Source organism: Dickeya undicola (genome assembly GCF_000784735.1).
Lineage (GTDB): Bacteria > Pseudomonadota > Gammaproteobacteria > Enterobacterales > Enterobacteriaceae > Dickeya > Dickeya undicola.
Map to the genome: position 1 here is coordinate 140,872 of NZ_JSYG01000008.1, position 26,401 is coordinate 167,272.

A 26,401-nucleotide genomic window follows, 5' to 3' on the forward strand; every position below is an offset into this window, starting at 1 on the left:
TATCATGAGCAAAGCATTAGACGGGATCAGAATTATCGATTTCACCCATGTTCAGTCTGGCCCAAGCTGCACCCAGTTACTCGCCTGGATGGGTGCTGACGTTATCAAGATCGAACGCGTCGGCGAGGGTGACGCGACACGCAAGCAATTACGCGATATCCCCGGCGTGGACAGTTTGTATTTTACGATGCTGAACCACAACAAACGCGCCGTCACCCTCAACACCAAAACCCCCGAAGGCTTGCAAGTACTGGATAGCCTGATCCGACGCGGCGATGTACTGGTTGAGAACTTTGCGCCCGGCGCGCTGGACCGCATGGGGCTGACCTGGGAGCACATCCACGCCACCAATCCACGCCTGATCCTCGCCTCGGTCAAGGGCTTCGGGCCAGGTCGCTACGAGGACTGCAAATCTTACGAGAATGTCGCCCAATGTGCGGGCGGCGCGGCATCAACCACCGGCTTCAACGATGGCCTGCCGATGGTGACCGGCGCGCAGATCGGCGATTCAGGCTCAGGCTTGCACCTGGCGCTGGGTATTGTCTCGGCACTTTTCCAGCGCCATACCACGGGGCGCGGGCAAAAAGTGTCGGTGTCGATGCAAGACGCCGTGCTCAATCTATGCCGGGTTAAATTGCGTGACCAGCAACGGCTGGAACGCACTGGCGTATTGCAGGAATATCCGCCATTCCCGCATAGCGACGCGGTGCCGCGCGCTGGCAACGCGTCGGGTGGCGGCCAGCCGGGTTCTATCCTCAAATGCAAAGGCTGGGAAACCGACCACAACGCCTACCTCTATTTCATCGCTCAGGCGGCGGTCTGGCCTGCAATATGTAACCTGATCGGTGAGCCAGGCTGGGCCGAGGACGAGCGTTTCAGCACCCCCGCGGCCCGCCTGCCCAGACTCAACGCTATCTTTCAGCGCATCGAACAGTGGACCATGACCAAGAACAAATTCGAGGTGATGGAAATCCTTAACCACTACGACATCCCCTGCGGCCCGGTGCTGTCGATGAAGGAGCTTGCCCGTGACGATGCGCTGCGCGCCAGCGGCACCATCGTCGAGGTTGATCACCCCACACGTGGCAGGTACACCACCGTAGGTATGCCGATAAAAATGTCCGACAGCCCGGTGGATGTCACCCGCTCCCCTCTGCACGGCGAGCATACCGATGAGGTTCTGCGGGAACTGGGCTATGACAGTGCAACCGTAGCGGCCCTGCGCGACAAGCAGGTGATTTGATGACGCGATGCCTCTTGTTGATACTGACGGGGCGGTCGGTGGCATCCTGTCTGTCACCGGCCCTGTACCGGCAGCGCTCTCCCATTACACATCGCGCGGTTTCGCCACATCCCCCTCGGTGACCAGGACACGCTGACGATAGCGATAAGCCCACCCTTGCACCACCAGCAGCATGGTCAGCGGCAAACCGTGGAACAGCACAATCACCGCTGCGGGCGTCCACCATACATAGAACGGCGCGACCACCAACATGCCGATACCAAACCCGGTCATCTGCATCAACGTCAGCAGGCTGAAAATAGGCAGACGCAAAGATTCCGGCTCGCTCTGTGCGCGCGAGATCAAGCTGACTTCCGCCACACCATCGCCAATGCCCGCCCACACCACAAACACCAGCAGCCACATCAGCCCGGTCTGCTGGAAGGTCAGAATAAACCCGGTGGACATCAGCGCCACGCCGATGAAAAAGACCCGTTCCATCGCCCGGCGCTGCCCTTGTCTGAGCCAAAAACCACTGACCCGCGCACCGACGAATTTTCCTACCGCCCACAGCGCCAGCATCAACCCCATGGTCTTACTGGCGCTATCGGGAGAAATGAGAGCAGACAATACCGGGAAACCCACGTTATGCGCGGCGCTGCCAAGCGTGTCCGCCATAGTGACGATCAACATGCCCGCCAACATCGGCGCGCCGCGCAGCCCTGCTTTCAGTTGACGCCACTCGCCAAGCCTGTCGCGCTGGCTGGCTCGCGGCTGCGGCTTTTCTACCCAACGCAGCGGCAAAATCAGCAGCGCGGCAGCCAGATAGGTCGCCACGTTCAGCGCAAACACCACCGGATAGCCAAAACCGGCGACCAGCAGGCCCGACACCAGGCTGCCCAGCACCGCGCCGCTGGCCGCCACCGACGTCAGCCAGGCGTTGGTGCCGAGCCGCATCGAACTTTCCACCCAGTAGGGCAACTGGCTGTTAAGCCCAATCGCAAACATAGCGTTCCCCACCCCCACACCCAGCGCGATCATCGGCAGCAGCGGCAACTGCCACGTTGGCGGTAACACCAACAACAGCGACAGCAACGCCGCCCGCAGCAGGTCGAAGCCGACAAGCGAGGCACGCCCCTGAAAGCGGCGGAAAAACGGCGTACCGATCAGGCTCGCCAGCAGCCCGCCCGCCACCCGGCAGGCCAGAAAAATACTGACGCTCACCACACTGTTGCTCAGCAGATAAACGTAGGTGGACAGCGCCACCATATTCAGAAACGCGCCAAAGTCGGAAATAAAACGCGCGGCAATGATCAACCCGGCATTACGCCGGGATTGTCCCATGTCGATATCATGATGCTCAGCCATGACGGATTACCTTTTTGTTTTCCCTGTTGTGTTCCCTGTTAACACTCCTGCACCGGCCGAAACGTCACCAGCAATAAATCCCGGTAGGCGGACTCCGCCGTCGCTGCCGGTCGAACTGGCCCGGCGCGGTGGTACAGCTTTTTGTCATTCACAATCAGCGTCTCCAGAAACCGGCTCATCGCCGTTGCCAGCAACGGTGGGGAGGTTTCCTGCGCCGAGGTGAAAATTTCAGACACCACCGGCTGTGTATCCACACTCTGAATGAAATGCATACAAATCCACGCCATGCCATCCTGATGAATGCCGGAGGTGGTCGGGCTGCTGTGCCCTTTTTCCGCCCTGACCCGAAACTGATGGATATCGACAGCATATTGCTGATCGGCCACCATCCAGCGGCGCATCATCGCGATATCCGTCGCCACGATGCGCTGTAACAACGGGTGGTGGATAAACCCCGCTTCGGCATACTGCAGGTGGTTCGGCCCTGGTTTGTAGTCGATGTCGTATTTCACCGTGGAGCGGTAATCCGCGTCGGTATTCAGTCGCAGCGGGTGGCCGGGCTGGTGGAAAAACCGCAAAATCCGCCGTTCACGGCAGGTGTAGCTTTTGAAGTTTTCATCCTCGGCCAGATTATCCCAGTAGGCTTTGAAGGTCTTTTCTTCCTCCGGTTCCACCGCAATCCACTCCCGGCTGGTGGCAAAATGGCAATAATCCTGCTGCGCCAGTTGTTCAACAATCCTGTCTGTATTCATAGTGATTTTCCTGAGTTAACGCATCGCGACAGGCGCGGGCGCTACGCCGTCAGCAACGGTGAGCGGCATCGGGTCGATCTGTGGGCGGAGGTGGTGCTGCAATGCGTCGTACAGCGCCTGCGCGTCTTGTGCCGACGCGACGCGAGCCCACCCTTTGAACAGGTAATGCTCTTCGATATCGGCATCCACGTAATGCCCCACCGGATAATGACCAAACGCCAGTACCGCCGGGTGACGCTCGACCCACGCCAGACCATCAAAACCGTTGAAATAACCGCTGGCGGGAGGATAAAGCGCGAACATCGAATAGTGCTGCCGGTTTCCAGCGGCACGCTCGCAGGCCGTGCGCACCGACGCCTCAATCCCCTCCTCCGCCAGCAGCAAAGACAGGTACAGATCGTAAGGGTCCAGCCCGGCGATATCCTGAAACGCCGCGTTCACGTACAGCCCGCCCAGCCGCGGATTGACCTCGATAACCACCGGCCCCGATGCCGTCATACGGAACTCGACATGCGCCACGGCGTAAGTCAGCCCCACCGCTTGCAGGCAGGCGACGGCGTATTCCCGAATCTGTTGCTGCTGTACGTCGGAGAAGGAAACCGGCGGCGTAATCAGCAGGTTTTCCAGCACCGTGGTGCCTTGCGTGGTCAGCAACAGCTTTTCATTTATCAGTACCGGGAAAACCGCCTGCGCTGTCGCCACGCACTCTACACTGCCCTCAACGCCGTCGATATAGGATTCCAGCAGAACCGAACGGCCGGGGACATAGCGGTGTGAATGTCCGTCAAGATCGGTGAAATGGTGTGATTCGCCATAGAAACTGGCGACGGATGCGCGATCATACTGTGCGAGAAAGGTGTGGTAATAAGCCCGCAACTGCGGCCAGTCGAGGCATTTGCGAATGAAGGCGGAAGCCGCCCCGTAGGGCGGTTTGGCGATCAGCGGGTAACCGACCCGCTCGGCCTCGCGCTGCAATTCCGCTTCATCATGGCACAGCGCATAGTCCACGGACCGAACACCAGCCCACGCCAGCGCCTGACGCATCAGGAACTTGTTATTACAGTGGTCCACCGCCTGCGCGGTGCTGTAGACCAGTCCATGACGCTGGCACAGCTCCGCCACCAGACACCCCATCTGCCCCAGCGGCGAGGCGTGTCCGGCGTGACACAACACCGCCCGCACCTGATAACGCTCGGCCAGTTGCCGCAGCAGCGCATCCAGCGACGCCACCGAGAGCGTCGGCAGCCAGAACACCTCATCGCTGTCCGCCTCCAGCCGCTGAGGTTGCCGGTGGCCGCGCCATGCCGCCGTCAGGCACACCAGCCCCCGGCGGCGCGCGGCGGCGAAGTGCGGCTCGCGGTAGGTATAGACGGGAACCGCGGTATCGTTGACATCAACAAACAAAATCGCTTCAGGTTTCATGCCGGTTCTCCCTGTGTCGCGGTTAGCTGTCCTGCCAGCGGCACACATCGCCCTGCCAGTTGGTGAAACGGTAAAAACGCGTTCCGTCGATATCTTCAAACTGCGGTATCTCTTCCACGCTGCTGAGCAACGGCACGGTGAATTTCCCTTTGGCGTGAGGCAGCACGTACTCCGGCAGCGCAATATTGGATACCCGGCGTTTCAGCCGATTCATGATGGCGATGGCATCGCGAATCGATGCCTTGTATTCCGAAGCGCCCGGCGAAAACGGCATAAAGTGGTATAAATAATAGGGCTTGACCCCCATGCGATATAATTCGATAAACAGCGTTTTGAGCGTTTCCTCATTGTCATTCACGCCGCGCAGCAACGGCATATTGGAAAACACAATCGGCACCACCTGCTGAATACGTTTTACCGCATCGCGGAATGCGCCGCTCAATTCCAGCGGATGACAAACGTGCACCCCAAAGGCATTAACGCGGTGCCGCCGGAGAATATCCAGCAGATTATCGGTAATACGGTAAGGGTTGAAGGTCAGCGAACGGGAATGAATACGAATCAATAGGGAGTCACGGATATTACGAATAGCCCCCAGGCACTCATCCAACTTGGCATCCGTCAGCATCATCGGATCACCGCCGCTGAGAATAACTTCCTCCACCTCGGGGGTAGTGCGAATATAATCCAGCGAATCCTGAAAGGCTTTTCGCCCGGCATTCTCTTTTTCCGAATCGACCTTTAACGTTCGCAGCGCTTCAAAACAGAATTGGCAGTAGGAATTACAGGTATTGACCATCCGTAAAATAACCCGATTGTCATATTTGTGCTGACAAATCGGTGTTTTCATTTCATGCGACAATTCCCAGTTTTCTGATTCGCCGTCGTAACCGGTTACGCCATCATCGTGCCAAAACGGCACCACCTGACGCCACAGCGGATTATCGACAATATCCTTGTACGCGGCTTGTCGTATCAGGTCGGCATAATACGGCGTGATCTGCATTTTGCGGTCGTTGAGATTACGGACAATGCGCTGCGCCACCTCCTCGCTCCAGCCGCCGCAAGCCGCCCGTAATGCCGGTTCGTCCCGAATCGCGTTTTTCTGCTGCCAGCGCCAATCCGTCCATCGTGAACGTTCTTCTGCCGGGAATAACGCCAGTTCGGTTACTGATATATCCATATTGCCTCCGTGATCACCGTGTTTTCAGCGATGCAAAGTCACGTCAGGCTGCTGATCGTTATTTCTCTTCATGAGATGAAGTCGGTATTTTTAATGTCACATTAAATCAGAATAAATAATAGAACGACTAACGTGAAAAGATAAAAATACGATTACATGAAAAAATAACAATAGCAGACCGGCGATACTTTACATTGAAATATGCGTTCCTGGCGTTCACATAGCCAACCGTTCAGGCATTGAGAAATAATTCAGTTTGCAATAACTTATTCTTTTGGAAAAAGCGATTCTCTTTGAAAAATTATATTTTGGAAAAAAAATCAATATCATGACTGGCGACAACCACCATCGCCCTTGCCAATAACATTACCGTTATTATTGTTATACCCGTCATACTTCAAGTTGCAGGTGCGTTGGCTGCCCTCACTCACCCCAGTCACTTACTTATGTAAGCTCCTGGGGATTCACTCGGTTGCCGCCTTCCTGCAACTCGAATTATTTAGGGTATATAACAAAATGAGTTTTTTGCAAACAGATAGTTAACATTTTGGTATCGTATTTCCCTATAATGCCTACTTTCAGCACCAACGCCACCGTGCTATCTGGTTGAAATAGTCGTACCGCTTTTCTTCTATCCTGCGTATTCTCATGGCAACAACATCATGAAAACAATACAGAACCCGAGGAGAGACGTGTGGCGATAACCCTTCCTGAAGCACTGATTCCAGCCGACCCCCGTTTTGGCTGCGGCCCGTCGTTGATTCAGCTCGACGACCTGACGCAACTGAAAGACAAAGGGCCGCATCTGCTGGGCACCAGCCACCGCAAGGAGCCGGTGCGCGCGCTGTGCCGCGAGATTCAGCAGGGCCTGCGGGATTACCTGTCGGTGCCGGACGACTACAGCATTGTGCTGGGTAACGGTGGTGCCACCGCGCTGTTCGACATGGTTGGCCTCGGGCTGGTCAGAAAGCGCATCGTCCACCACACCTGCGGCGAGTTCTCCGACAAATGGTTCAAAGCCTCGCGCCGGATTCCGTGGATTCAGGCAGACAGTGCCACGGTGGAATACGGCCAGGCAAACACCGCGTTTGTGACGGAAGGCGCGGACGTGGTGGCCTGTACGCTGAATGAAACCTCCACCGGGGTGATGAACACCCGTTTACCCGAGGTCGGCGAGGATTGCCTGCTGGCGGTAGACGCCACCAGCGGCGCGGGGCAAATCGCCTGCGACCTGTCCCGCGTGGATGTGTTCTTCTTCTCGCCGCAGAAGGTGTTCGCCAGCGAAGGCGGGCTGTTTGTCGCTATTTTGTCGCCGCAGGCCAAAGCGCGGATCGCCGAGATCGCCGCCGATCCCAGCCGCTATATCCCGGCGTTCGCCGACTGGCGGCTGGCGCTGAGCAACAGCGACCAGCAGCAGACTTACAATACTCCGGCGGTGGTGACGCTGTTCCTGTTCGCCGAGCAGGTCAAACGCATGAACGCGCTGGGTTTCGCCGAGGTGGAACGTCAGGCCGCCGCTAAAGCGGCGCTGTTGTATCAGTGGGCTGCCGACCGGGATTATCTGTCCGCCTATGTGGCCGACCCGGCGTTTCGCTCCACCACCGTCGCCACCATCGACGTGGCGGATACGATCTCCGTGGACAAGCTGACCCGCTATCTGGACGAACAAGGGCTGGCGCACGGCATCGAAGGCTACCGGGCGCTGGGGCGCAATCAGTTACGCATCGCGCTGTTTCACAACATCGCCTTTGACGACCTGAAAACGTTGACCGCGTTGATCGATTTTCTGGTCGCCAGCGGCGAATTCGCCGCCTGACGTCACACCGTCGCCTTAACCGGCAGCGCGGTTTTGTGAATCAGCCGCCGCAGTGAAAACGAGGACTGCACATCACGCAGTCCTTCGATTTTGATCAGCTTCTTCTGCAAGAATTTCTCGAAATCCGACAGGCTGGCGGCCACCACCCGCAGCATGAAATCGTGGCTGCCGGACATCAGGTGGCACTCCATCACTTCGTCGAAGGTGGCGATCTGCTGTTCGAACTTGCGGAAGGTGGCTTCCGACTTCGGCTCCAGCGTCAGCGAAATGTACGCGTTCACCGGAAACCCGGCCTTTTCCTGATCCAGCAGCGTCACATAGCGGTCGATCATACCTGCGTCTTCCAACTGCTTCAGCCGCCGGGTGCAGGGCGTGGCCGACAGGCATACCCGTTCGGCCAGTTCGGTGGTTTTCAGCCGCGCATCCTGCTGTAGCTCATTCAAAATCTGTGCGTCGATGCGGTCGATCTTCATGAGTGAAAGTCTCTATTTATGCCATTACGATGAGTGATTACCCCTAATTTAATGGATAAACGGCTTTTCTTTTAGTTAAAAATCACTCCGTGATCAATGTTAAGTTGAGCGCCATAAATGAATGTTCAGTCATGAAAGACGCAAATATATGCATTTCTTATGGCTAAATCAGACAAGATCGCGTTGAGAGGGCAACACCCGTGCTGAAAGAGTCTGTCGTGCTACCCAAGGCAGCGGAAACCGGCCAGAAGCCGGGGCTGGCTCACACCCTGAAAGACGACGTGTACGGCCTGATGCTGGGGGTAATGTTTATCGCCTTCGGCCTGAACATGCTGAAACTGTCCGGTATGGTCACCGGTGGGATCGCGGGCATCGCTTTACTGCTTTCCTACTTTGTTCCACTGTCGATCGGCGTACTGTTTATCCTTGCCAACATCCCGTTCATGGTTTTCTGCTACTTCAGCATGGGGCGCGCCTTTACGCTGAAAACGCTGATCGTCAACATCGCTCTGAGTGCCGCCACTCAGGCGGTGCCCTACCTGCTGAGCATCAATTACATTCATCCGCTGTTTTCCGCCCTGGTGGGCGGCACCTTTCTCGGCATGGGCATCCTCTCGCTGGCCCGCCACAATGCTTCGGTCGGCGGCACCGGCGTCGTCACCCTGTGGCTCTACAAACGCTTCAACATCAACGCGGGCAAAAGCCAGATGCTGCTGGATGTGCTGGTGTTCGCCGTCTCGATGATCACCATGCCCGTGCACCTACTGCTGTGGTCGGCACTCAGCGCACTGGCGATGAACGCCATGCTGATGAACTGGCATAAGCCGGGGCGCTATCAGGGCGGGTGAACTAGCTATTCCCATCATGGTGTTGCAGGACGATCAAACAGGTATATCGCCCGGCGGGGTGAATGGAGATAGTGGTTTCAAAGGTTTCGCCGTTGCGATCCACATAACGCCGTATGATTTTCAACGCGGGTGAGCCCGCTTCCACTCCTAGCTGTTTGGCGATTTTGGCCGGTACGCCAACCGCAGTAATGGTCTGGTGTACTTCTTTGCTTTTCACGCCATAGTGGTTTTCGATCAAATCGCTGATCAGCGAAAACGGGTCGCTACGCACCAGACGCCGGACCTTATCGTAGGCAACGCTGGCGTAGCTGTCCGTCCAGCAAATCGGCGCGTCCGGCTTGATGCTGTCTTCCCGAATACTCGCGATATGCAGCCAGCGCGACCCCGGCGGGCAACCGATGATTTGCGACAATTCATAATCAGCGACGATCTCATCAATCTTTTTCACCACCCGCAAATTATTCCGGGCCAGCGCCAGCAAATCTTCCAGGTTGGCCAGCGGGTGATTCGTGTTCCCTTCTCTGGCATCGGTGACATGGGTCCCGGCACCTTTACGTCTTGAGATCAGCCCCTGTTCGGTCAGCTCGCGCAGCGCTTCCCGCACGGTATGTCGGCTGGCCTGATACACCTCGCAGAGCGCCTTTTCAGTCGGGAAAAGCGCGCCGACGGGGTACTTGCCGGAAACAATGTCCTGCTGGCCTTGGCGGTCAGAATGGTGTGGTGGAATCCGCTGGGGTATTACTGACCCAAATGAATCAGGGTGAGGAGAACCTCACCCTGATTGTCACTGCGTAGTGCTAACCGCGTCGTTATCACCCTGTAGCGTTCGTCGTGTTGTACCATCACGCCGTCACCACCGTAAGCACATCACGGTGTTACGCGTTAACGCATGGTGACAAACTCTTCCGCCGCCGTTGGATGAATCGCCACGGTGTTGTCGAAGTCTTTTTTGGTCGCGCCCATCTTCACCGCCACCGCAAAACCTTGCAGGATTTCATCCATGCCGAAGCCGATGCCGTGTATACCAACGATTTTCTCTTCCGGCCCTACGCATACCAGCTTCATGCGGCACGGCTGACGGTGCTGCGTCACCGCGGTGTACATGGCGGTAAAAGCCGATTTGTAGACTTTCACCTGTTCATCGCCGTACTGCTCACGCGCCTGCGGCTCGGTCAACCCGACGGTGCCGATCGGCGGATGGCTGAACACCACGGTCGGAATGTTACTGTAATCCAGATGCTCGTCCGGCTTGTTATTGAACAACCGTTCAGACAGACGACGCCCCGCCGCCACCGCAACTGGCGTCAGTTCAACGGCACCGGTGTTGTCACCCACCGCGTAAATGCCCGGTACATTGGTGTTCTGGAACTTATCCACCACGATGTAGCCTTTGCTGTTAAGCTTCACGCCCGCTGCGTCCAGATTGATATTATCGTTCGCCGGTTCGCGGCCGATCGCCCAAATCAGGCAATCTACGGTTTGCTCATGCCCGTTTTCCAGTTGCAGCGTCAGGCTGCCGTCGGCATTTTTCACCACCGCGTTGGGAATGGACTCGGTATGCAGCGCCGGGCCTTCGGTATTCATCACTTCTACCAGGGTGTCTACAATCAGTGGGTCGAACTGGCGCAACGGCGCGTGCTTGCGCACAAACAGGTGAACATCGGAGCCGAGCGCGTTCAGCACACCGGCGATTTCCACCGCGATATAACCAGCACCGACCACCGCCACCCGCTTCGGCAAGGCGGTCAGTTCAAAGAAACCATCGGAATCAATGCCATATTCCGCTCCAGGAATCGCCGGGCGCGTCGGCCGACCGCCGGTGGCGATCAGGATATGGTCGGCGGTGATGCGCTCGCCATTCACTTCCACCGTTTTCGCATCCACGAAACGGGCAAAGCCCTGAATCACCTCGACCTGATTTTTCCCCAGCACGTTATTGTAGGACTGATGGATACGGTCAATGTAGGCGCTGCGGTTTTTCAGCAACGTATCCCAGTTGAACTGATTGACGGTAACATCAAAGCCATAATCCGGCCCGTATTGATGAATGGCTTCGGCAATCTGAGCGGCGTGCCACATCACCTTCTTCGGTACACACCCGACATTGACGCAGGTGCCGCCCAGGTGTTTGGCTTCAATCAGCGCACATTTCTTTCCATACATGGCCGCACGGTTGATGGAGGCAATGCCACCGCTGCCGCCACCAATGGCGAGATAGTCATAATGTCTGGTCATCAGGGCTCCACACTTGCTTTCGATAAACATTCAATAAAAGTAAACAGACCGTATCCCGTCGGCACATCGATATTGGCGCTGATGGCGGAATACGGTTCACAGTGTAACGCCGACGAAAAAATGTAACGCCAGCGAAAAATGTCATGCTGGGGAAAAGTGTAACGCCAGCGATCGGTATCCGGCAAAGACAGAAAGCGGGATTGTATGAAGAAATGCGTAGCGGTTCGCAACGGTTTTGAAAATCGGTGCGATAGGTAAAATGACACGATGCTAAAAAAACAGGTTAACTTTCGGAGCGTTGCATGGAACTGATTTTTCTCGGCACCAGCGCGGGCGTGCCCACCAAAGAGCGTAATGTCACCAGCATCGCGCTCGATCTGCACGGTATTCGCCCGGCGTTCTGGCTGTTTGACTGCGGTGAAGGCACCCAGCACCAAATTCTGCGCACCCCAGTCAAACCCGGCAAACTGGAGAAGATTTTTATCACCCATCTGCACGGCGACCATCTGTTCGGGCTGCCCGGCCTGCTCTGCTCGCGCTCCATGGCGGGCATAGAGACGCCGCTGACGCTTTACGGCCCGGCCGGGCTGAAAACCTTCGTCGAAACCGCACTGGCGATGAGCGGCTCCCGGCTCACTTATCCGCTGGACATCGTGGAAATCGCTCCCGGTATCGTGTTTGAAGACCACCAGTTACGGGTGACGGCGCATGAGCTGTCGCACACCCTGTATTGCCTGGGATATCGGATTGAGGAACGCCCCAAGCCGGGTCCACTGGACGTGGATAAACTGGCGGCGGAGGGCGTTAAACCCGGTGCCTATTTCCAGCAGTTGAAACGTGGGGAAACGGTAACGCTGGATGACGGGCGGGTGCTGAACGGCTGGAATTACGTCGGCCCCGGACTGCCGGGCAAGTCACTGGCGGTCTTCGGTGATACCCGCCCGACGCCGGAAGCGCTCAAATTAGCGGCCGGGGTCGATGTCATGGTGCACGAAGCCACAGTGGAAGGGGCAATGGCGGAACGCGCCAACGAACGCGGCCACTCCACCACCTTGCAAACCGCCGCCACCGCGCGAGACGCCGGGGCGAAGCGGTTGATTATCACCCATTTCAGCGCCCGCTACGGCCAGGCGGACCTGGAACGGCTGCGTCAGGAGTGTCAGACGCTGTTTCCAGCCACCGACGTTGCCACAGATTTGGCTACCTTTCGGATATAACGCGGCGTCGCTACAGGTAGCCGGGTGCTTACTCCGGTACGACTTACTCCGGTACTACCCATTCGACACGCGTGTGGCCTGTACCGCCGGGCACCAGCGCCTGGTGTAGCCACGGCAGCACGCTTTTCATCTGGGCTTCCAGTTTCCACGGCGGATTAATAACGATCATGCCGGAGGCGGTCATACCGTGACGATCGCTGTCTGGCAGCACCGCCAGCTCGATTTGCAGAATACGGCGGATACCGGTGTCTTCCAGGTCTTTGAGCAGGCGTTTGATATGCTGACGCAGCACCACCGGATACCACAGCGCGAACACGCCGGTAGCAAAGCGGCGATAGCCTTCCTGAATGCCTTTCACCACCGCCTGATAATCGGTTTTCAATTCATAAGGCGGGTCGATCAGAATCAGCCCACGACGTGACAGCGGCGGCAACTGGGCTTTCAGCTGCTGGTAGCCGTCCTCGCGCACCACACGCGCCCGGTCGTCACGCAGAAATTCCTGACGCAACAACGGGAAGTCGCTGGGGTGCAGCTCGGTGAGATGGATTTTGTCCTGCTCGCGCAGCAACTGACGGGCAATCAGCGGTGAGCCGGGGTAATAACGCAGCTTGTCGCCGGAATTATAGGAGCGCACCACTTGCATGTACGGCTCCAGCTCCTCTGGAATATCGTCCCGCTGCCAGATACGGCCAATGCCGTCGAGGTATTCGCCGGTGCGCTCGGCGTGTTCGCTCTGTAACTGATAACGGCCCGCGCCGGAATGCGTATCCAGATACAGGAACGGTTTGTCCTTTTCTTTCAGCGCATTAATGATCAGGCTCTGGACAGTGTGCTTCAACACGTCGGCATGATTGCCGGCATGAAAACTGTGGCGATAACTCAGCATAAAGTGTGGATTTCCGGTCAATGAGGGCGCGTTTGCCGCTAATCGCCATAGTATAAACGGTTAGCGCCACAAAATACCCCACAATCACCTCTATCCACCTCGGGGGAGTTCAATAACTCACCTTTTTCAACCCGCCCTTTTCGTTATATAATATTTTATATATCGTATATTCTGGATACGACGCTCATGAAAAACCACTTTGGCGACGGTATTCTGGCTGGGTTGCAAGCCTCCACGCCGCAATCGATGAGTGATATCCGTCATTACTGCGACGATTATCGCCGCGGCTATGTCTGTGGCTACGCGCATCAACGGGCTTCGCAAAGAGGCAGGCAACAAGCGGCGTTCGAAGCCGGGCAGTTGTGCCGCCGTTACGGGCTGATGCGTGATATCGTGGCGGAGTTCTTTTCCGATGTCAGCAACCCGTCGCTGATAGCCTGGTTTTACGCCGGTTACGATCAATCATCCTGAACGTCGGCGCACCAGCGTTGATCAGCGTTTTTCCGGTCAGCCTTGGCCTGTTGTGCCCTTTACCATTGATTTTCCCTTCATTACCCCCCATGTTAAGTCATCATCAACAGATTTCAGGACTGTGCCATGACCAATCCATTGCTTGCCTCCTTTACCCTGCCGCCGTTCTCCCAGATTCAGATTGAACACATCCTCCCTGCCGTGCAGGCGGCGCTGGACGACTGCCGTCAGACTGTCGAGCGCGTGGTGGCGCAGCCGGGTCCGTTCACCTGGGATAACCTGTGTCAGCCACTGGCGGAAAGTGATGATCGGCTGGGGCGGATTTTCTCGCCGGTTAGTCACCTGAATTCGGTTAAAAACAGTCCGGAGCTGCGCGGTGCTTACGAACAATGCCTGCCGCTGCTGTCTGAATATGGCACCTGGGTAGGCCAGCACGCCGGGTTGTACCGCGCCTACCGCGACCTGCGCGATGGCGAGCATTACGCCAACCTGAGCGTGGCGCAGAAAAAAGCGGTGGATAACGCCCTGCGAGACTTCGAACTGTCCGGGATTGCGCTGCCGCCGGAACAACAAAAACGCTACGGCGACATCGCCTCCCGTTTGTCCGAACTGGGTTCGCAGTTCAGCAACAACGTGCTGGACGCCACCATGGGCTGGACCAAGCTGGTCACCGACATCAACGAGCTGAGCGGTATGCCGGAAAGCGCGCTGGCGGCTGCCAAAGCGCTGGCGGAGGCCAAAGAGCAACAAGGCTGGCTGCTGACGCTGGATATCCCAAGCTACCTGCCGGTGATGACCTACTGTTCCAATCAGGCGCTGCGCGAAGAGATGTACCGCGCCTACGTGACCCGCGCGTCTGAGCAAGGCCCGAACGCCGGTAAGTGGGACAACAGCGAGGTGATGGCACAAACACTGGCGTTGCGTCATGAACTGGCGCAGTTGCTGGGTTTTGCGAGTTTCGCCGACAAGTCGCTGGCCACCAAGATGGCGGAAAACCCGCAGCAGGTACTGGATTTTCTGACCGACCTGGCCAAACGTGCCCGTCCGCAAGGGGAGCAGGAACTGTCACAACTGCGCGCGTTCGCCAAACAACACTTTGGTGTTGATGAACTGAACCCGTGGGACATCACCTACTACGCCGAACAACAGAAACAGCACCTGTATTCCATCAGCGATGAATTGCTGCGTCCTTACTTCCCGGAACCGCGCGTACTGGAAGGGCTGTTCGAAGTGGTGAAACGTATTTACGGCATCACCGCCAAAGAGCGCCAGGGTGTCGACGTCTGGCATCCGGAAGTGCGTTTCTTCGACTTATTTAACGAAGGCGGCGAATTGCTGGGCAGCTTCTACCTTGATCTGTACGCCCGCGAACACAAACGCGGCGGTGCCTGGATGGATGACTGCGTTGGCCGCCTGCGCAAAGCCGACGGTGAGCTGCAAAAACCGGTGGCGTACCTGACCTGTAACTTTAACCGCCCGGTCAACGGCAAACCGGCGCTGTTTACCCACGATGAAGTCACCACGCTGTTTCACGAATTCGGTCACGGGTTGCACCATATGCTGACCCGTATCGATACCGCCGGGGTTTCCGGTATCAACGGTGTGCCGTGGGATGCCGTCGAACTGCCGAGCCAGTTTATGGAAAACTGGTGCTGGGAGCCGGACGCGCTGGCGTTCATTTCCGGCCATTACGAAACCGGCGAACCACTGCCACAGGAAATGCTGGATAAGATGCTGGCTGCCAAGAATTATCAGGCGGCATTGTTCATCCTGCGCCAGTTGGAGTTCGGCCTGTTCGATTTCCGTCTGCACGCGGGGTATGACCCGGCTAAAGGCGCGCGCGTGTTGGAAACGCTGGCAGAGGTGAAAGCGCAGGTTTCCGTGGTGAAAAGCCCGGAGTGGAACCGCTTCCCGCACTCCTTCAGCCATATCTTCGCGGGTGGTTATGCCGCAGGTTACTACAGCTACCTGTGGGCCGACGTGCTGGCGGCCGACGCCTTCTCCCGTTTTGAAGAAGAAGGTATTTTTAACCGCGACACCGGCTTGTCATTCCTGGAAAACATCCTGTCCCGTGGCGGTTCCGAAGCGCCGATGACGCTGTTCAAACGCTTCCGCGGCCGTGAACCTAAGTTAGACGCTATGCTGAAGCACTACGGCATTCAGGAATGAGGATTGGTTTACTGACGCAAGCCGGTGCCGACCCCGAGGCGCTGGCGATACTGGCCCAGCGCTGGGGTCTGGAAGATGACCCCACGGCCTCGCTGGCGCTGATATTGACGCCGGAACGTCTGGAGCTGCGCAAACGCGATGAGCCCAAACTGGGTGCCATCTGCGTGGATTTCGCCTCCGGCGCGCTGGCACACCGTCGCCGCTTCGGCGGCGGACGCGGCGAAGCGGTCGCCAGGGCGGTCGGTATTAAAAAAGACTATCTGCCCGATGTGGTGGACGCCACCGCTGGCCTCGGCCGCGACGCCTTTGTGCTGGCATCGCTCGGTTGCCGGGTGCGGATGGTGGAGCGTCACCCGGTGGTAGCGGCACTGTTGGACGACGGCCTGCAACGCGGTTATCAGGACCCGGAAATCGGTAGCTGGCTGCGCGAGCGCCTGACGCTGGTGCACGCTTCCAGCATCGACGCGTTGGCCGCTATCACCCCACCGCCGGATGTGGTTTATCTTGACCCGATGTTTCCCCACCGCCAGAAAAGCGCCTTGGTGAAAAAGGAGATGCGGGTATTTCAGTCGCTGGTGGGTGCCGACGATGACGCCGACGCCTTGCTGGCACCGGCGCGCCGTCTGGCGAAAAAGCGGGTAGTGGTCAAACGCCCGGATTACGCGCCGCCACTTGCTGGCGTACCCGCTCAGTCGGCGCTGGAAACCAAAAGCCATCGGTTTGATTTTTATCTGCCACAGGCGGAGTGATCGTGGGTTCTGGTCGCACGGTTAACAATAGCGGCCAGCGACCTTGTTTGTGACGACTGACGGCTGCCATCCTCTCGTATTAACGCTTCCCTGATTAAAAATAGACGGCTAACGGTTCTGGCGATATGTTAACCTTATTGCTCATCATTCCTGCGCACTAAGCCGTCAAACAATAATCATGAAAATAAATAAGTTACCATTACTGGCACAGGTTTCTGCCGCTCACTGGGTGAGTCATTTTCATATGATGGTGCTGCCAGCGCTGATGCCGCTGATCTCCGCGCAGCGCGGCATCAGTTATGTGGAAATCGGCTTCGCCCTCGGCGTATTCAACGTCGTTTCCGCCATTGTGCAAACGCCGATCGGCTTTGCCGTCGACCGTATCGGGCCTCGCCGCACGCTGATCGCCGGGCTGACGCTGGGCAGTCTCAGTTTTCTGTCGCTCGGTCTGTTCACCAGCTACCCGTGGATGGTGATCGCCATGGCATTGGCCGGGTTAGCTAACGCGGTCTATCACCCGTCTGATTACGCGCTGTTGTCGCGCGGCATCGCCGAAAACCGCATGGGGCGCGCCTTCTCGGTCCACACCTTTTCCGGTTTTCTCGGCACCGCCGTCGCCCCTGCGGTTTTGCTGGCGGTCGCGTCTGTCACTAACATCGAGCTTGCCTTTGCGTTGTCCGGCGTGCTGGGGCTGTTGACGGTGCCGATGCTGCTGAGCGAACAAGCAACGCCGGTCACGACGGCGGCAGCCCATAAGGCGGGGTCGGCCGTTCACGTCAGTGTCTTCACCCTACCGGTCTTTGTCTTGCTGGTGCTGTTTATGCTGCTGAATCTCAGCACCAATTCGATTCAGAACTTCTCGGTTACCGCGCTGGTAAATGGTTACGGGATGCCGCTAACCGAAGCCAATGTGGCGTTAACCGCGTTTCTGTTTACCAGCGCTTTCGGCGTGCTGGCAGGAGGCTCACTGGCGGACAAAACCCGGCATCACGGGCTGGTTGCGACGGGTTCATTGGTGATAACGGCGGTGTTGGTCGCCATTGTCGCGGTGTATCCACTGCCTTCGCTGGCGACTATCCTGATTCTGGGCATCGCAGGCTTTCTCTCCGGCATTATCGCTCCATCACGGGATATGCTGGTGCGCGCGATATCCCCCGCTGGCGCGGAAGGCCGGGTATTCGGCATCGTCACCACCGGTTTCAACATCGGCGGTGCGGTCGGCCCGGTCGCATTCGGCTGGCTATTGGATCAGGGCCATCCCTCCGCCATTTTCTGGTCGGCGGTAATTTTTATGGTGGTTACCGCCGTGATGGCGCTAGCGCAGGAACTGTACAGCACCCGGCAGCGGATACCGGCAATCTAATAGCGGAAGATTGCATCACTTTGAAAAAATGGCTTTTTTTTGCCAGTCCACTGAGACTTGATTCACCAACTGGAGAATGGAAGCCCTATTTTTTCCAGCAACATGTATCTTGACGCATATACATAGAATTTTATTCGCATGTGCCATAAGATGGTGCATATATTGTCTACGTTTTAAGACTTATGCCTCCAGCGCCCCAATTTATACTCTATCGTATCGCACAGGCAAAAAATAAAGAGGAAGTACCGATGACAGAGTTAGTAGAAAATCAACCAAGCAAGAATACTTTTAATCTTCGTGTCGTTCCCTGGTGGACGGATGGACTCTCGACCTTCCTCAATAATGTTTTTAAATGGTATCCTGCACTTATTGATCACCCGATGCAGGCGCTTGAATTTGGCGGTGGCAATTCAACATTTTACCTACTGGGCAAAGGCATAAACGTTGTCACGATCGAAAGCGATGATGCATACATAAAATTTCTGGTTGATGTATCCAATAGCATCGGATACAAGGCAACAAGCTGTGATGCCAAAGACTTCGACAAAAGCCAATTCTCTAACTTCAATCTTATTGTGATAAAAGCATCCAGCATAGCTGAAACTGATGGCATTATTCATAAGACAAATTGGGATTTTATTATCGATGATGGTATATCCCGAAAAGAAGTTTTGCAGGAAATTCAAAATTCATCACTAAATACCATTATTATTCTCGACAACGTCGAATATTGCGCAAACTGGGGTCGTCTGGATAGAAGCAGCGCTAAACCTGATCTCATTAAAGTCTACCGTGATATATTACGGGATAAAAACTGGCGTAACTATATTTTTGAAATGCCAGAAGGCCGTGGTGGCAGAGGAAGCGCGGATAAGACTGGTTGGGAATCACCGCATCGATGGTTATCCGCTATTTTATGGCCAACCGAACATTTATTTTCAGAACTGATGCTCTCAAATATCGGCATGCCGCTGGTTAATCCTCAAGGTATTGAGGATAAAGATATTGAGAGCCTGGGAGAGCGCTGCCCGTTTGACTGGAAAGAAATGAAATGGCTAAGTACTTCTTTCCCGGAAAAGCTAGATCTCAAGCTGGAAAGGAAATTCGATTAAATTAGAAGTGGCTGTACAAACAGCCACTTTATTTCAAAAAATGAAACCAGCACAACTATCTCTTACAAAGCTCATATCTGAAAAAAAACCCTGTGCGACGACAGGGTTTTTACCATCACGAGTTTCTATCAGATATCAATATTCGCCGCTTTCAGGGCGTTTTCTTCGATAAAGGCGCGGCGCGGTTCAACGGCGTCGCCCATCAGGGTGGTGAACAGTTCGTCGGCAGCGATGGCGTCCTTCACCGTCACACGCAGCATACGGCGGCTTTCCGGGTCCATGGTAGTTTCCCACAGCTGTTCCGGGTTCATCTCGCCCAGACCTTTATAGCGCTGAATCGCCAGACCGCGGCGTGACTCTTTCACCAGCCAATCCAATGCCTGCTCGAAGCTGGCGACCGGCTGTTTGCGCTCGCCGCGCTCAACAAAGGCACCCTCTTCAATCAACCCGCGCAGTTTCTCGCCCAGCTGATTGATTTTGCGGTACTCATTGCCCTGCACAAACGCCAGATCCAGCGCATAATCCGAATCCACGCCGTGGGTACGCACCCGCAGCACCGGCTCATGACGCTCGTTCGACTGACGCAGCAGGGAGCTATACGTACTGCCATGCTGCTCTTTCTCGTTGAGATAGTGGATCAGCGAGTCAATCCACTGCTGAGCCTGCGCCTGATCGTTCAGCATCGCTTCCGTCAAGGCAGGTTGATAGACCAGCGCATTAAGCAGCGCACGCGGATAGCGGCGTTCCATACGCTCGATCAGCTTTTGCACGCCGTAGTGATCCGCCACCAGTTTTTCCAGCGGTTCGCCCGCCAGCGCCGGTGCGTGAGCGTTGGTGTGCAACGAGGCACCATCCAGCGCCAGCATAATCTGGTACTGGTCCATCGCCTCGTCGTCTTTGATGTACTGCTCCTGCTTGCCTTTCTTCACTTTGTACAGCGGCGGCTGAGCGATGAACACATGGCCGCGCTCGACGATTTCCGGCATCTGGCGGTAGAAGAAGGTCAGCAGCAGGGTACGAATGTGGGAACCGTCGACGTCCGCATCGGTCATGATGATGATGTTGTGGTAACGCAGTTTGTCCGGGTTATATTCGTCGCGGCCGATACCGCAACCAAGCGCGGTGATCAGCGTCGCCACTTCCTGCGAAGACAGCATCTTATCGAAACGCGCTTTCTCCACGTTCAGGATCTTACCTTTCAGCGGCAGAATGGCCTGATTCTTACGGTTACGGCCCTGTTTGGCTGAGCCGCCCGCGGAGTCCCCTTCCACCAGGTAGAGTTCGGACAGCGCCGGGTCGCGCTCCTGACAGTCCGCCAGTTTGCCCGGCAGACCGGCCAGATCCAGCGCGCCTTTGCGGCGGGTCATCTCACGCGCCTTGCGCGCGGCTTCACGGGCGCGGGCGGCGTCGATGATCTTACCGACCACGATTTTAGCGTCGTTGGGGTTTTCCATCAGGTAGTCCACCAGACGGTCGTTCATCAGCGATTCCACCGCCGATTTCACCTCTGAAGACACCAGCTTGTCTTTAGTCTGGGACGAGAATTTCGGGTCCGGCACTTTCACCGACACCACCGCAATCAGCCCTTCGCGCGCATCGTCACCGGTGGCGCTGACTTTGGCTTTCTTGCTGTAGCCTTCCTTGTCCATGTAGTTGTTGAGCGTGCGGGTCATGGCGGCGCGGAAACCGGCCAGGTGAGTACCACCGTCACGCTGCGGAATATTGTTGGTAAAGCAGTAGATATTTTCCTGGAAACCGTCGTTCCACTGCATGGCGATTTCGACACCGATATCGTCTTTTTCGGCACTGAAATAGAACACTTGTGGGTGGATCGGTGTCTTGTTGCGGTTCAGGTACTCGACGAAGGCTTTGATACCGCCTTCGTAGTGGAAATGATCGGCCTTGTTCTCTTCGCGTTCGTCGCGCAGGCGGATAGACACGCCAGAATTGAGGAACGACAGTTCGCGCAGGCGCTTAGCCAGAATCTCATACTCAAACTCGACCACGTTGGTGAAGGTTTCCAGACTCGGCCAGAAACGCACTGTGGTGCCAGTGGTGTCGGCGTCACCCACCACGCTCAGCTTTTCCTGCGGTTCGCCGTGGCGGTATTCCTGGCGATGCACCTTGCCTTCGCGGCGGATAACCAGTTCCAGCTTCTCGGACAGGGCGTTGACTACCGATACCCCCACCCCGTGCAAACCACCGGATACTTTGTAGGAGTTGTCGTCAAACTTACCGCCCGCGTGCAGCACGGTCATGATGACCTCGGCAGCGGACACGCCTTCTTCTTCGTGGATGCCGGTCGGAATACCACGGCCGTCGTCCTGCACCGATACCGAGTTATCGGCATGAATGGTCACGACAATATCTTTACAGTAGCCAGCGAGCGCTTCGTCGATAGCGTTGTCCACCACCTCGAATACCATGTGGTGCAGACCGGTTCCGTCATCCGTATCACCGATATACATCCCCGGGCGTTTACGGACCGCATCCAGCCCTTTTAATACCTTGATACTTGAGGAGTCATAAGAATTCGACATCAACGTTTCTCGCTCATTTAGTCCTGTGATTGAACGGTTATTTTACCCTGTTCCACGCGGAACATCTTGCCATTTTCGCCCACCATGTCGCTAATCTGCTCAGCGGTAATGGCGCTGACGAACACCTGCGCCTGCGTTGCCTTCAGCCGTTCAGCCAGCAGGCGGCGGCGGGTGCTGTCCAGTTCGGAGGCGAAGTCGTCGATCAGGTACAAGCACTTCAGGCCGTTTTGCCGGGTAAGGAACTCCCCCTGCGCCAGCCTGAGCGCGCACATCAGCAACTTGAGCTGGCCGCGGGACAGCATATCCTCAACCGCCACGCCACCAGCGCGGATACGAAAATCGGCCTTGTGCGGCCCCAGCGCGGTATAGCCCAACTGCCTGTCACGCTCGAAATGGCGCTCCAGCAGTTCAGCGTAGTCGCTCTCTTTGTCCCAGCCGCGCTGGAAAGAAAAACTCAGGGAAAACTCCGGTAAAAACTGGGCGCAGGTGGAACCGATATCCGCCGCAATAGCGGCGCTGTAGTCGGCACGCCACTGGCTAATGCCTTCGGCTAACGGCACCAGTTCCCGATCCCAGGCTCGCAGTTGCCCATAATGACTGACCTGACGCAACGCCGCATTACGTTGGCGCAACAGCCTTTTCAGGTTGCTCCAGGCGCTGAAAAAACCGGGTTCATTGTGAAAACAGCCCCAGTCCAGAAAGGCGCGACGGTATTTGGGGCCGCCGTTAAGCAGGGTAAAGCCTTCTGGGGTGATCAGCTGGATAGGCAGCAATTGCGCCAGCTCTGCCACTTTGTGGCCGTCACTGCCGTCGATACGCACCGTGCTGTCGCCATCACGATTCTTGCTCAAACCGACGGAGCGCTCGCGCTCCTGCCCTTCAATACGGCCGTGCAGAATAAATTCGGCCTGCTCGTGGCGAATCACCCTGGCGGCCTGAATACTGCGAAACGCCCGCCCGTGCCCCAGCGTGTAGATGGCTTCCAGCACGCTGGTTTTGCCGCTACCGTTGGTGCCCACCAGAAAATTGAAGCCGGGAATCAGCGCCAGATCGGCCGATTCGATATTACGAAAATCGCGGATAAGAAGACGGGTCAGCGCCATGTTACAACCATTCTGCTTGATTTCTTGCCCATGCCGGACGTTTTCGCACGCTCACGCCACCATCCCGATAACGCTCTAATCCCGATAACAACACGCCGCACCTGATGGCGCGGCGTGTGAAAACGGGCAAAAGCGGACGCCCATCGTAGAGATTACAGACGCATCGGCATGACCACGTAGGCCGCCGCCTGACTGGCTGCATCCTCGATCTGGACGCTGGACACCGAATCGGTCAGCAGCAGACGCACGTCTTCACATTTCAGCGCGTTGAGCACATCCAGCACGTAGCTGACGTTAAAGCCAATTTCCATCTCCGTGCCGCCGTATTCCACATCCAGAATCTCTTCCGCCTCTTCCTGTTCCGGGTTGTTGGCGGTGATCCGCAACTGGTTCTGGTTCAGGTACAGCCGCACACCGCGGAATTTTTCGTTCGACAAAATAGCCGCACGGGAGAACGCCTGACGCAGCAGGTCGCAGCTCGCTTCCAGCGTCTTGTCCGGGTTTTTCGGTAGCACGCGGCGGTAATCTGGGAAGCGGCCATCCACCAGTTTGGAGGTAAAGATAAAGTCGCCGACATGGGCGCGGATATTATTGCTGCCGATTTGCAGTTGCAGCGGCGTATCGCCGCCATCCAGCAGACGCACCAGTTCCATCACCCCTTTACGCGGCACGATCACCGAATGCGACGGCAGCGACTGCCCGACCGGCATGGCGCAAACCGCCAGACGGTGGCCATCGGTCGCCACAGTGCGCAGCTCTTCGCCGCCGGTTTCAAACAACATACCGTTGAGGTAGTAACGCACATCCTGATGGGCCATCGAGAATTGCGTGGCTTCGATCAGGCGTTTCAGCGTCGCCTGTGGCAAGGTGAATTCCACCTCACTCTGCCAGTCGTCCAGGTTGGGAAAATCCGCCGCAGGCAGCGTGGACAGAGAGAAGCGGCTACGCCCGGAGCGTACCAGCATCCGATCCCCTTCCAGGGTGACGGAAATCTCCGCACCGTCCGGCAGGCCACGGCAAATATCGAACAGCTTGCGGGCCGGAACGGTAGTCGCACCCGGCTCATGGGGTTGTGTCAGCGCCAGATGCGCCACCATCTCCATTTCCAGATCAGTACCGGTCAGCGATAACCGGCCTTCGCTAACCTGCAACAGCAAGTTGCCCAGAATCGGCAACGTCGGTCGCCCACCCAGTGGGCTGCTGACCTGTTGCAACGGTTTTAACAGATGCTCACGCTCAACGATAAATTTCATGATGTTATGACGATAAGGTTCGGATTAAATTGGAAAAATCTTCTTTGATGTCGTGACTTTCCTCGCGCAGCTGCTCTATTTTACGGCAGGCATGGAGTACGGTGGTATGGTCACGGCCACCGAACGCGTCGCCGATCTCCGGCAAGCTGTGGTTGGTCAGCTCTTTGGCCAGCGCCATCGCCATCTGGCGCGGGCGGGCAACTGAACGTGAACGCCGTTTGGACAACAGGTCGGCCACTTTAATCTTATAGTACTCCGCCACCGTCTTCTGAATATTGTCGATGGTGACCAGCTTTTCCTGCAACGCCAGCAGGTCGCGCAGTGCTTCGCGTACAAAATCGATGGTGATCGACCGGCCGGTAAAATTAGCGTTGGCGATCACACGGTTCAGTGCGCCTTCCAGCTCACGCACGTTGGAACGCAGACGCTTGGCGATGAAAAACGCCACTTCGCCCGGCAGGCGAATATCGTTTTCGTCTGCCTTCTTCATCAGGATCGCCACGCGGGTTTCCAGCTCCGGCGGTTCGATAGCCACGGTCAGCCCCCAACCGAAACGAGACTTGAGTCGATCTTCCACCCCATTGATCTCTTTAGGGTAGCGATCTGACGTCAGGATGATCTGTTGATTACCTTCCAACAACGCATTGAATGTGTGGAAAAACTCTTCCTGCGAACGCTCTTTATTGGCAAAAAACTGGATGTCATCGATCAGCAGCGCGTCCACGGAGCGGTAATAGCGTTTGAATTCTTCGATAGCGTTATTCTGCAACGCCTTAACCATATCCTGCACGAAGCGCTCGGAATGCATGTACACCACCTTGGCATTCGGCTTGCGGGCCATGATGCCATTGCCTACCGCGTGCAACAGGTGAGTTTTACCCAGGCCAGTGCCGCCGTACAGAAACAACGGGTTGTAAGCACCACCGGGGTTATCCGCCACCTGACGCGCCGCCGCGCGGGCCAACTGGTTGGACTTACCTTCCACAAAGTTATCAAAGGTATGCTTGGGGTTCACGTTGGAACGGTAGGTATGTTCAGCCGGTGCCGCTGGGGTTTCCCAGCTTGGGCGTACCGGCGAAGCAACACGTGCCTGAGGTGCGGGTACAGTAACACTGTGATGACCAACAGGAACAGCAACAGGCGCTACCGGCTTGCTACCGACTTCAAAACGCAGTAACGGCGCATCCATGCCGCAGAAATCATTCAACAGTCCATTGATATTATTGATGTATTTATCGCGCACCCAATCCAAAACAAAACGATTAGGGGCGTAAAGCGCCAGAGTGTTGTCACTCAGTTCCGCCTGTAACGGGCGTATCCACATACTGAATTCTGTGGCAGGTAACTCATCCTGCAAACGGGCAAGACACTGCTGCCAAAGCGAAAGTGACACGGCGGACTCCACTCGAACAAGGTCAATCAAGAAAAGGAACAGACGTTAGTTATGTAACTCATGATTTTTCAGGCACCCGGCTGCGCATGGATACGGTTGCGCCGGGGTGCGCCGCGCGGAAAGCGGCTTTACCGTGACGATCCCGATCCAGGGATCGCTAGCGGGACGGCGGATCATAACCTAAACCACGCCAGAGATCTCCCCTTTCCACACAGTTTTGATCCTTTTTATCCACAGGCTCTTCTTATAGTATGCGACAACTCTGGCTTCCTAACACGGGCCATCGCCACGGTTACCCACAACCCGCCCGTCGATCCCCACAACGTCTTAAGCATAAGCGTAATCGGGGCGATCAGCGGTGATGCGGATCATGATCCCGTCGACAGGATCGCAGGTGGATCCTTGCGCTTTGTCGTAGAGTCCGTATAATTCCCGGCCTGCGCGTAGCGCCTGTTTTCTATGCTGAGCGGACAGTTTTTATGTCTGAGCAGACGAAAAGTCCGGGACAACCGGAAAGTTTCAGGCGGGTAAAACGCGGATGTTAATTGACTCGGGGCTGTACAATTATTACAATCCCGCCTCTTTATTATGCGATAGAGGCGTCGGTCACTTTTCACGCCGAGTAGCCAAACGCGTTTACTGTGAAGTCTTAAATCAAGTTTAGGTAGAAATCGCCATGAAACGCACTTTCCAACCGTCCGTATTGAAGCGTAACCGTAGCCACGGTTTCCGTGCTCGTATGGCCACTAAAAATGGTCGTCAGGTTCTGGCCCGCCGTCGTGCGAAAGGCCGTACTCGTCTGACCGTTTCTAAGTAATAAAGCTTA

Annotated in this window: 22 protein-coding genes; 10 read left to right on the plus strand and 12 right to left on the minus strand. The window is 56.4% G+C overall.

Annotation, left to right across the window (positions count from 1 at the left end; translation table 11 throughout):
* Nucleotides 1–4: 4 nt before the first annotated feature.
* Nucleotides 5–1,243, plus strand: coding sequence for a formyl-CoA transferase (frc, locus tag OB87_RS03980; protein WP_033568139.1), 1,239 nt, complete (start codon nucleotides 5–7; stop codon nucleotides 1,241–1,243).
* Nucleotides 1,244–1,327: 84 nt separating this feature from the next.
* Here the strand turns inward: frc and OB87_RS03985 are convergent, their stop codons facing one another.
* From OB87_RS03985 to OB87_RS04000, 4 genes are read right to left on the minus strand one after another with little or no spacing between them, the layout of a single operon-like run.
* A complete protein-coding gene (locus OB87_RS03985) occupies nucleotides 1,328–2,590 on the minus strand; it encodes an MFS transporter (protein WP_033568140.1) in 1,263 nt (420 codons plus the stop codon).
* Nucleotides 2,591–2,628: 38 nt separating this feature from the next.
* A complete protein-coding gene (locus tag OB87_RS03990; RefSeq protein ID WP_033568141.1) occupies nucleotides 2,629–3,342 on the minus strand; it encodes a 2OG-Fe dioxygenase family protein in 714 nt (237 codons plus the stop codon).
* A gap of 15 nt (nucleotides 3,343–3,357) precedes the next feature.
* The gene (locus OB87_RS03995; RefSeq protein WP_033568142.1) at nucleotides 3,358–4,764 is read right to left on the minus strand and encodes an ATP-grasp domain-containing protein; all 1,407 of its coding nucleotides are present in this window, start codon (nucleotides 4,762–4,764) and stop codon (nucleotides 3,358–3,360) included.
* Between the two features lie 22 nt (nucleotides 4,765–4,786).
* Nucleotides 4,787–5,947, minus strand: coding sequence for a KamA family radical SAM protein (locus OB87_RS04000; RefSeq protein ID WP_050515626.1), 1,161 nt, complete (start codon nucleotides 5,945–5,947; stop codon nucleotides 4,787–4,789).
* A gap of 694 nt (nucleotides 5,948–6,641) precedes the next feature.
* On the opposite strand from OB87_RS04000, the gene OB87_RS04005 reads away from it, so the two are divergent.
* Nucleotides 6,642–7,763, plus strand: coding sequence for an aminotransferase class V-fold PLP-dependent enzyme (locus OB87_RS04005; RefSeq protein WP_033568143.1), 1,122 nt, complete (start codon nucleotides 6,642–6,644; stop codon nucleotides 7,761–7,763).
* Between the two features lie 2 nt (nucleotides 7,764–7,765).
* On the opposite strand, the gene OB87_RS04010 is transcribed toward OB87_RS04005, so the two are convergent.
* Nucleotides 7,766–8,236: an Lrp/AsnC family transcriptional regulator gene (locus OB87_RS04010; RefSeq protein WP_012767803.1), complete on the minus strand. Its 471-nt coding sequence runs from the start codon at nucleotides 8,234–8,236 to the stop codon at nucleotides 7,766–7,768.
* Nucleotides 8,237–8,436: 200 nt separating this feature from the next.
* Here OB87_RS04010 and OB87_RS04015 point away from each other — a divergent pair, with 200 nt between their 5' ends.
* Entirely contained in the window at nucleotides 8,437–9,084 is a 648-nt protein-coding gene (locus OB87_RS04015) for a YitT family protein (protein ID WP_033568144.1), read from the plus strand.
* A gap of 1 nt (nucleotide 9,085) precedes the next feature.
* Here the strand turns inward: OB87_RS04015 and OB87_RS04020 are convergent, their stop codons facing one another.
* Nucleotides 9,086–9,811, minus strand: coding sequence for a GntR family transcriptional regulator (locus OB87_RS04020; RefSeq protein WP_033568145.1), 726 nt, complete (start codon nucleotides 9,809–9,811; stop codon nucleotides 9,086–9,088).
* Between the two features lie 155 nt (nucleotides 9,812–9,966).
* Nucleotides 9,967–11,319, minus strand: coding sequence for a glutathione-disulfide reductase (gene gorA, locus OB87_RS04025; RefSeq protein ID WP_033568146.1), 1,353 nt, complete (start codon nucleotides 11,317–11,319; stop codon nucleotides 9,967–9,969).
* A gap of 302 nt (nucleotides 11,320–11,621) precedes the next feature.
* Between gorA and rnz the strand changes: the two genes are divergently transcribed.
* The gene (gene rnz / locus OB87_RS04030) at nucleotides 11,622–12,536 is read left to right on the plus strand and encodes a ribonuclease Z (RefSeq protein ID WP_033568147.1); all 915 of its coding nucleotides are present in this window, start codon (nucleotides 11,622–11,624) and stop codon (nucleotides 12,534–12,536) included.
* Between the two features lie 43 nt (nucleotides 12,537–12,579).
* Here rnz and OB87_RS04035 read toward each other — a convergent pair whose 3' ends face one another.
* The gene (locus OB87_RS04035; protein ID WP_033568148.1) at nucleotides 12,580–13,422 is read right to left on the minus strand and encodes a 23S rRNA (adenine(2030)-N(6))-methyltransferase RlmJ; all 843 of its coding nucleotides are present in this window, start codon (nucleotides 13,420–13,422) and stop codon (nucleotides 12,580–12,582) included.
* A 186-nt stretch (nucleotides 13,423–13,608) separates the two neighbouring features.
* Here OB87_RS04035 and OB87_RS04040 point away from each other — a divergent pair, with 186 nt between their 5' ends.
* The 5 genes from OB87_RS04040 (at nucleotide 13,609) to OB87_RS04060 (ending at nucleotide 19,286) form a co-directional block, all read left to right on the plus strand.
* Nucleotides 13,609–13,893 carry a DUF2623 family protein gene (locus OB87_RS04040; protein WP_033568149.1) on the plus strand — a complete coding sequence of 95 codons (285 nt, stop codon included), beginning with the start codon at nucleotides 13,609–13,611 and terminating at the stop codon, nucleotides 13,891–13,893.
* Between the two features lie 126 nt (nucleotides 13,894–14,019).
* Nucleotides 14,020–16,062 (plus strand): oligopeptidase A, encoded by a 2,043-nt coding sequence (prlC, locus tag OB87_RS04045; RefSeq protein WP_033568150.1) that lies wholly within the window; start codon nucleotides 14,020–14,022, stop codon nucleotides 16,060–16,062.
* Entirely contained in the window at nucleotides 16,059–16,811 is a 753-nt protein-coding gene (rsmJ, locus tag OB87_RS04050) for a 16S rRNA (guanine(1516)-N(2))-methyltransferase RsmJ (protein ID WP_033568151.1), read from the plus strand. Before prlC ends, rsmJ begins: the two co-directional genes overlap by 4 nt.
* Before the next feature lie 178 nt (nucleotides 16,812–16,989).
* Nucleotides 16,990–18,174 carry an MFS transporter gene (locus OB87_RS04055; protein ID WP_033568152.1) on the plus strand — a complete coding sequence of 395 codons (1,185 nt, stop codon included), beginning with the start codon at nucleotides 16,990–16,992 and terminating at the stop codon, nucleotides 18,172–18,174.
* A 248-nt stretch (nucleotides 18,175–18,422) separates the two neighbouring features.
* A complete protein-coding gene (locus tag OB87_RS04060) occupies nucleotides 18,423–19,286 on the plus strand; it encodes a hypothetical protein (protein ID WP_033568153.1) in 864 nt (287 codons plus the stop codon).
* Between the two features lie 128 nt (nucleotides 19,287–19,414).
* On the opposite strand, the gene gyrB is transcribed toward OB87_RS04060, so the two are convergent.
* The 4 genes from gyrB to dnaA form a co-directional block, all read right to left on the minus strand.
* Nucleotides 19,415–21,826 (minus strand): DNA topoisomerase (ATP-hydrolyzing) subunit B, encoded by a 2,412-nt coding sequence (gene gyrB, locus OB87_RS04065; RefSeq protein ID WP_033568154.1) that lies wholly within the window; start codon nucleotides 21,824–21,826, stop codon nucleotides 19,415–19,417.
* 17 nt (nucleotides 21,827–21,843) lie between these two features.
* A complete protein-coding gene (gene recF, locus OB87_RS04070) occupies nucleotides 21,844–22,929 on the minus strand; it encodes a DNA replication/repair protein RecF (RefSeq protein ID WP_033568155.1) in 1,086 nt (361 codons plus the stop codon).
* Between the two features lie 152 nt (nucleotides 22,930–23,081).
* The gene (gene dnaN, locus OB87_RS04075; RefSeq protein ID WP_033568156.1) at nucleotides 23,082–24,182 is read right to left on the minus strand and encodes a DNA polymerase III subunit beta; all 1,101 of its coding nucleotides are present in this window, start codon (nucleotides 24,180–24,182) and stop codon (nucleotides 23,082–23,084) included.
* Nucleotides 24,183–24,186: 4 nt separating this feature from the next.
* Nucleotides 24,187–25,575: a chromosomal replication initiator protein DnaA gene (gene dnaA, locus OB87_RS04080; RefSeq protein ID WP_200884268.1), complete on the minus strand. Its 1,389-nt coding sequence runs from the start codon at nucleotides 25,573–25,575 to the stop codon at nucleotides 24,187–24,189.
* Nucleotides 25,576–26,251: 676 nt separating this feature from the next.
* Here dnaA and rpmH point away from each other — a divergent pair.
* Nucleotides 26,252–26,392 carry a 50S ribosomal protein L34 gene (gene rpmH, locus OB87_RS19685; RefSeq protein WP_004093983.1) on the plus strand — a complete coding sequence of 47 codons (141 nt, stop codon included), beginning with the start codon at nucleotides 26,252–26,254 and terminating at the stop codon, nucleotides 26,390–26,392.
* The last annotated feature ends 9 nt before the right edge of the window (nucleotides 26,393–26,401 follow it).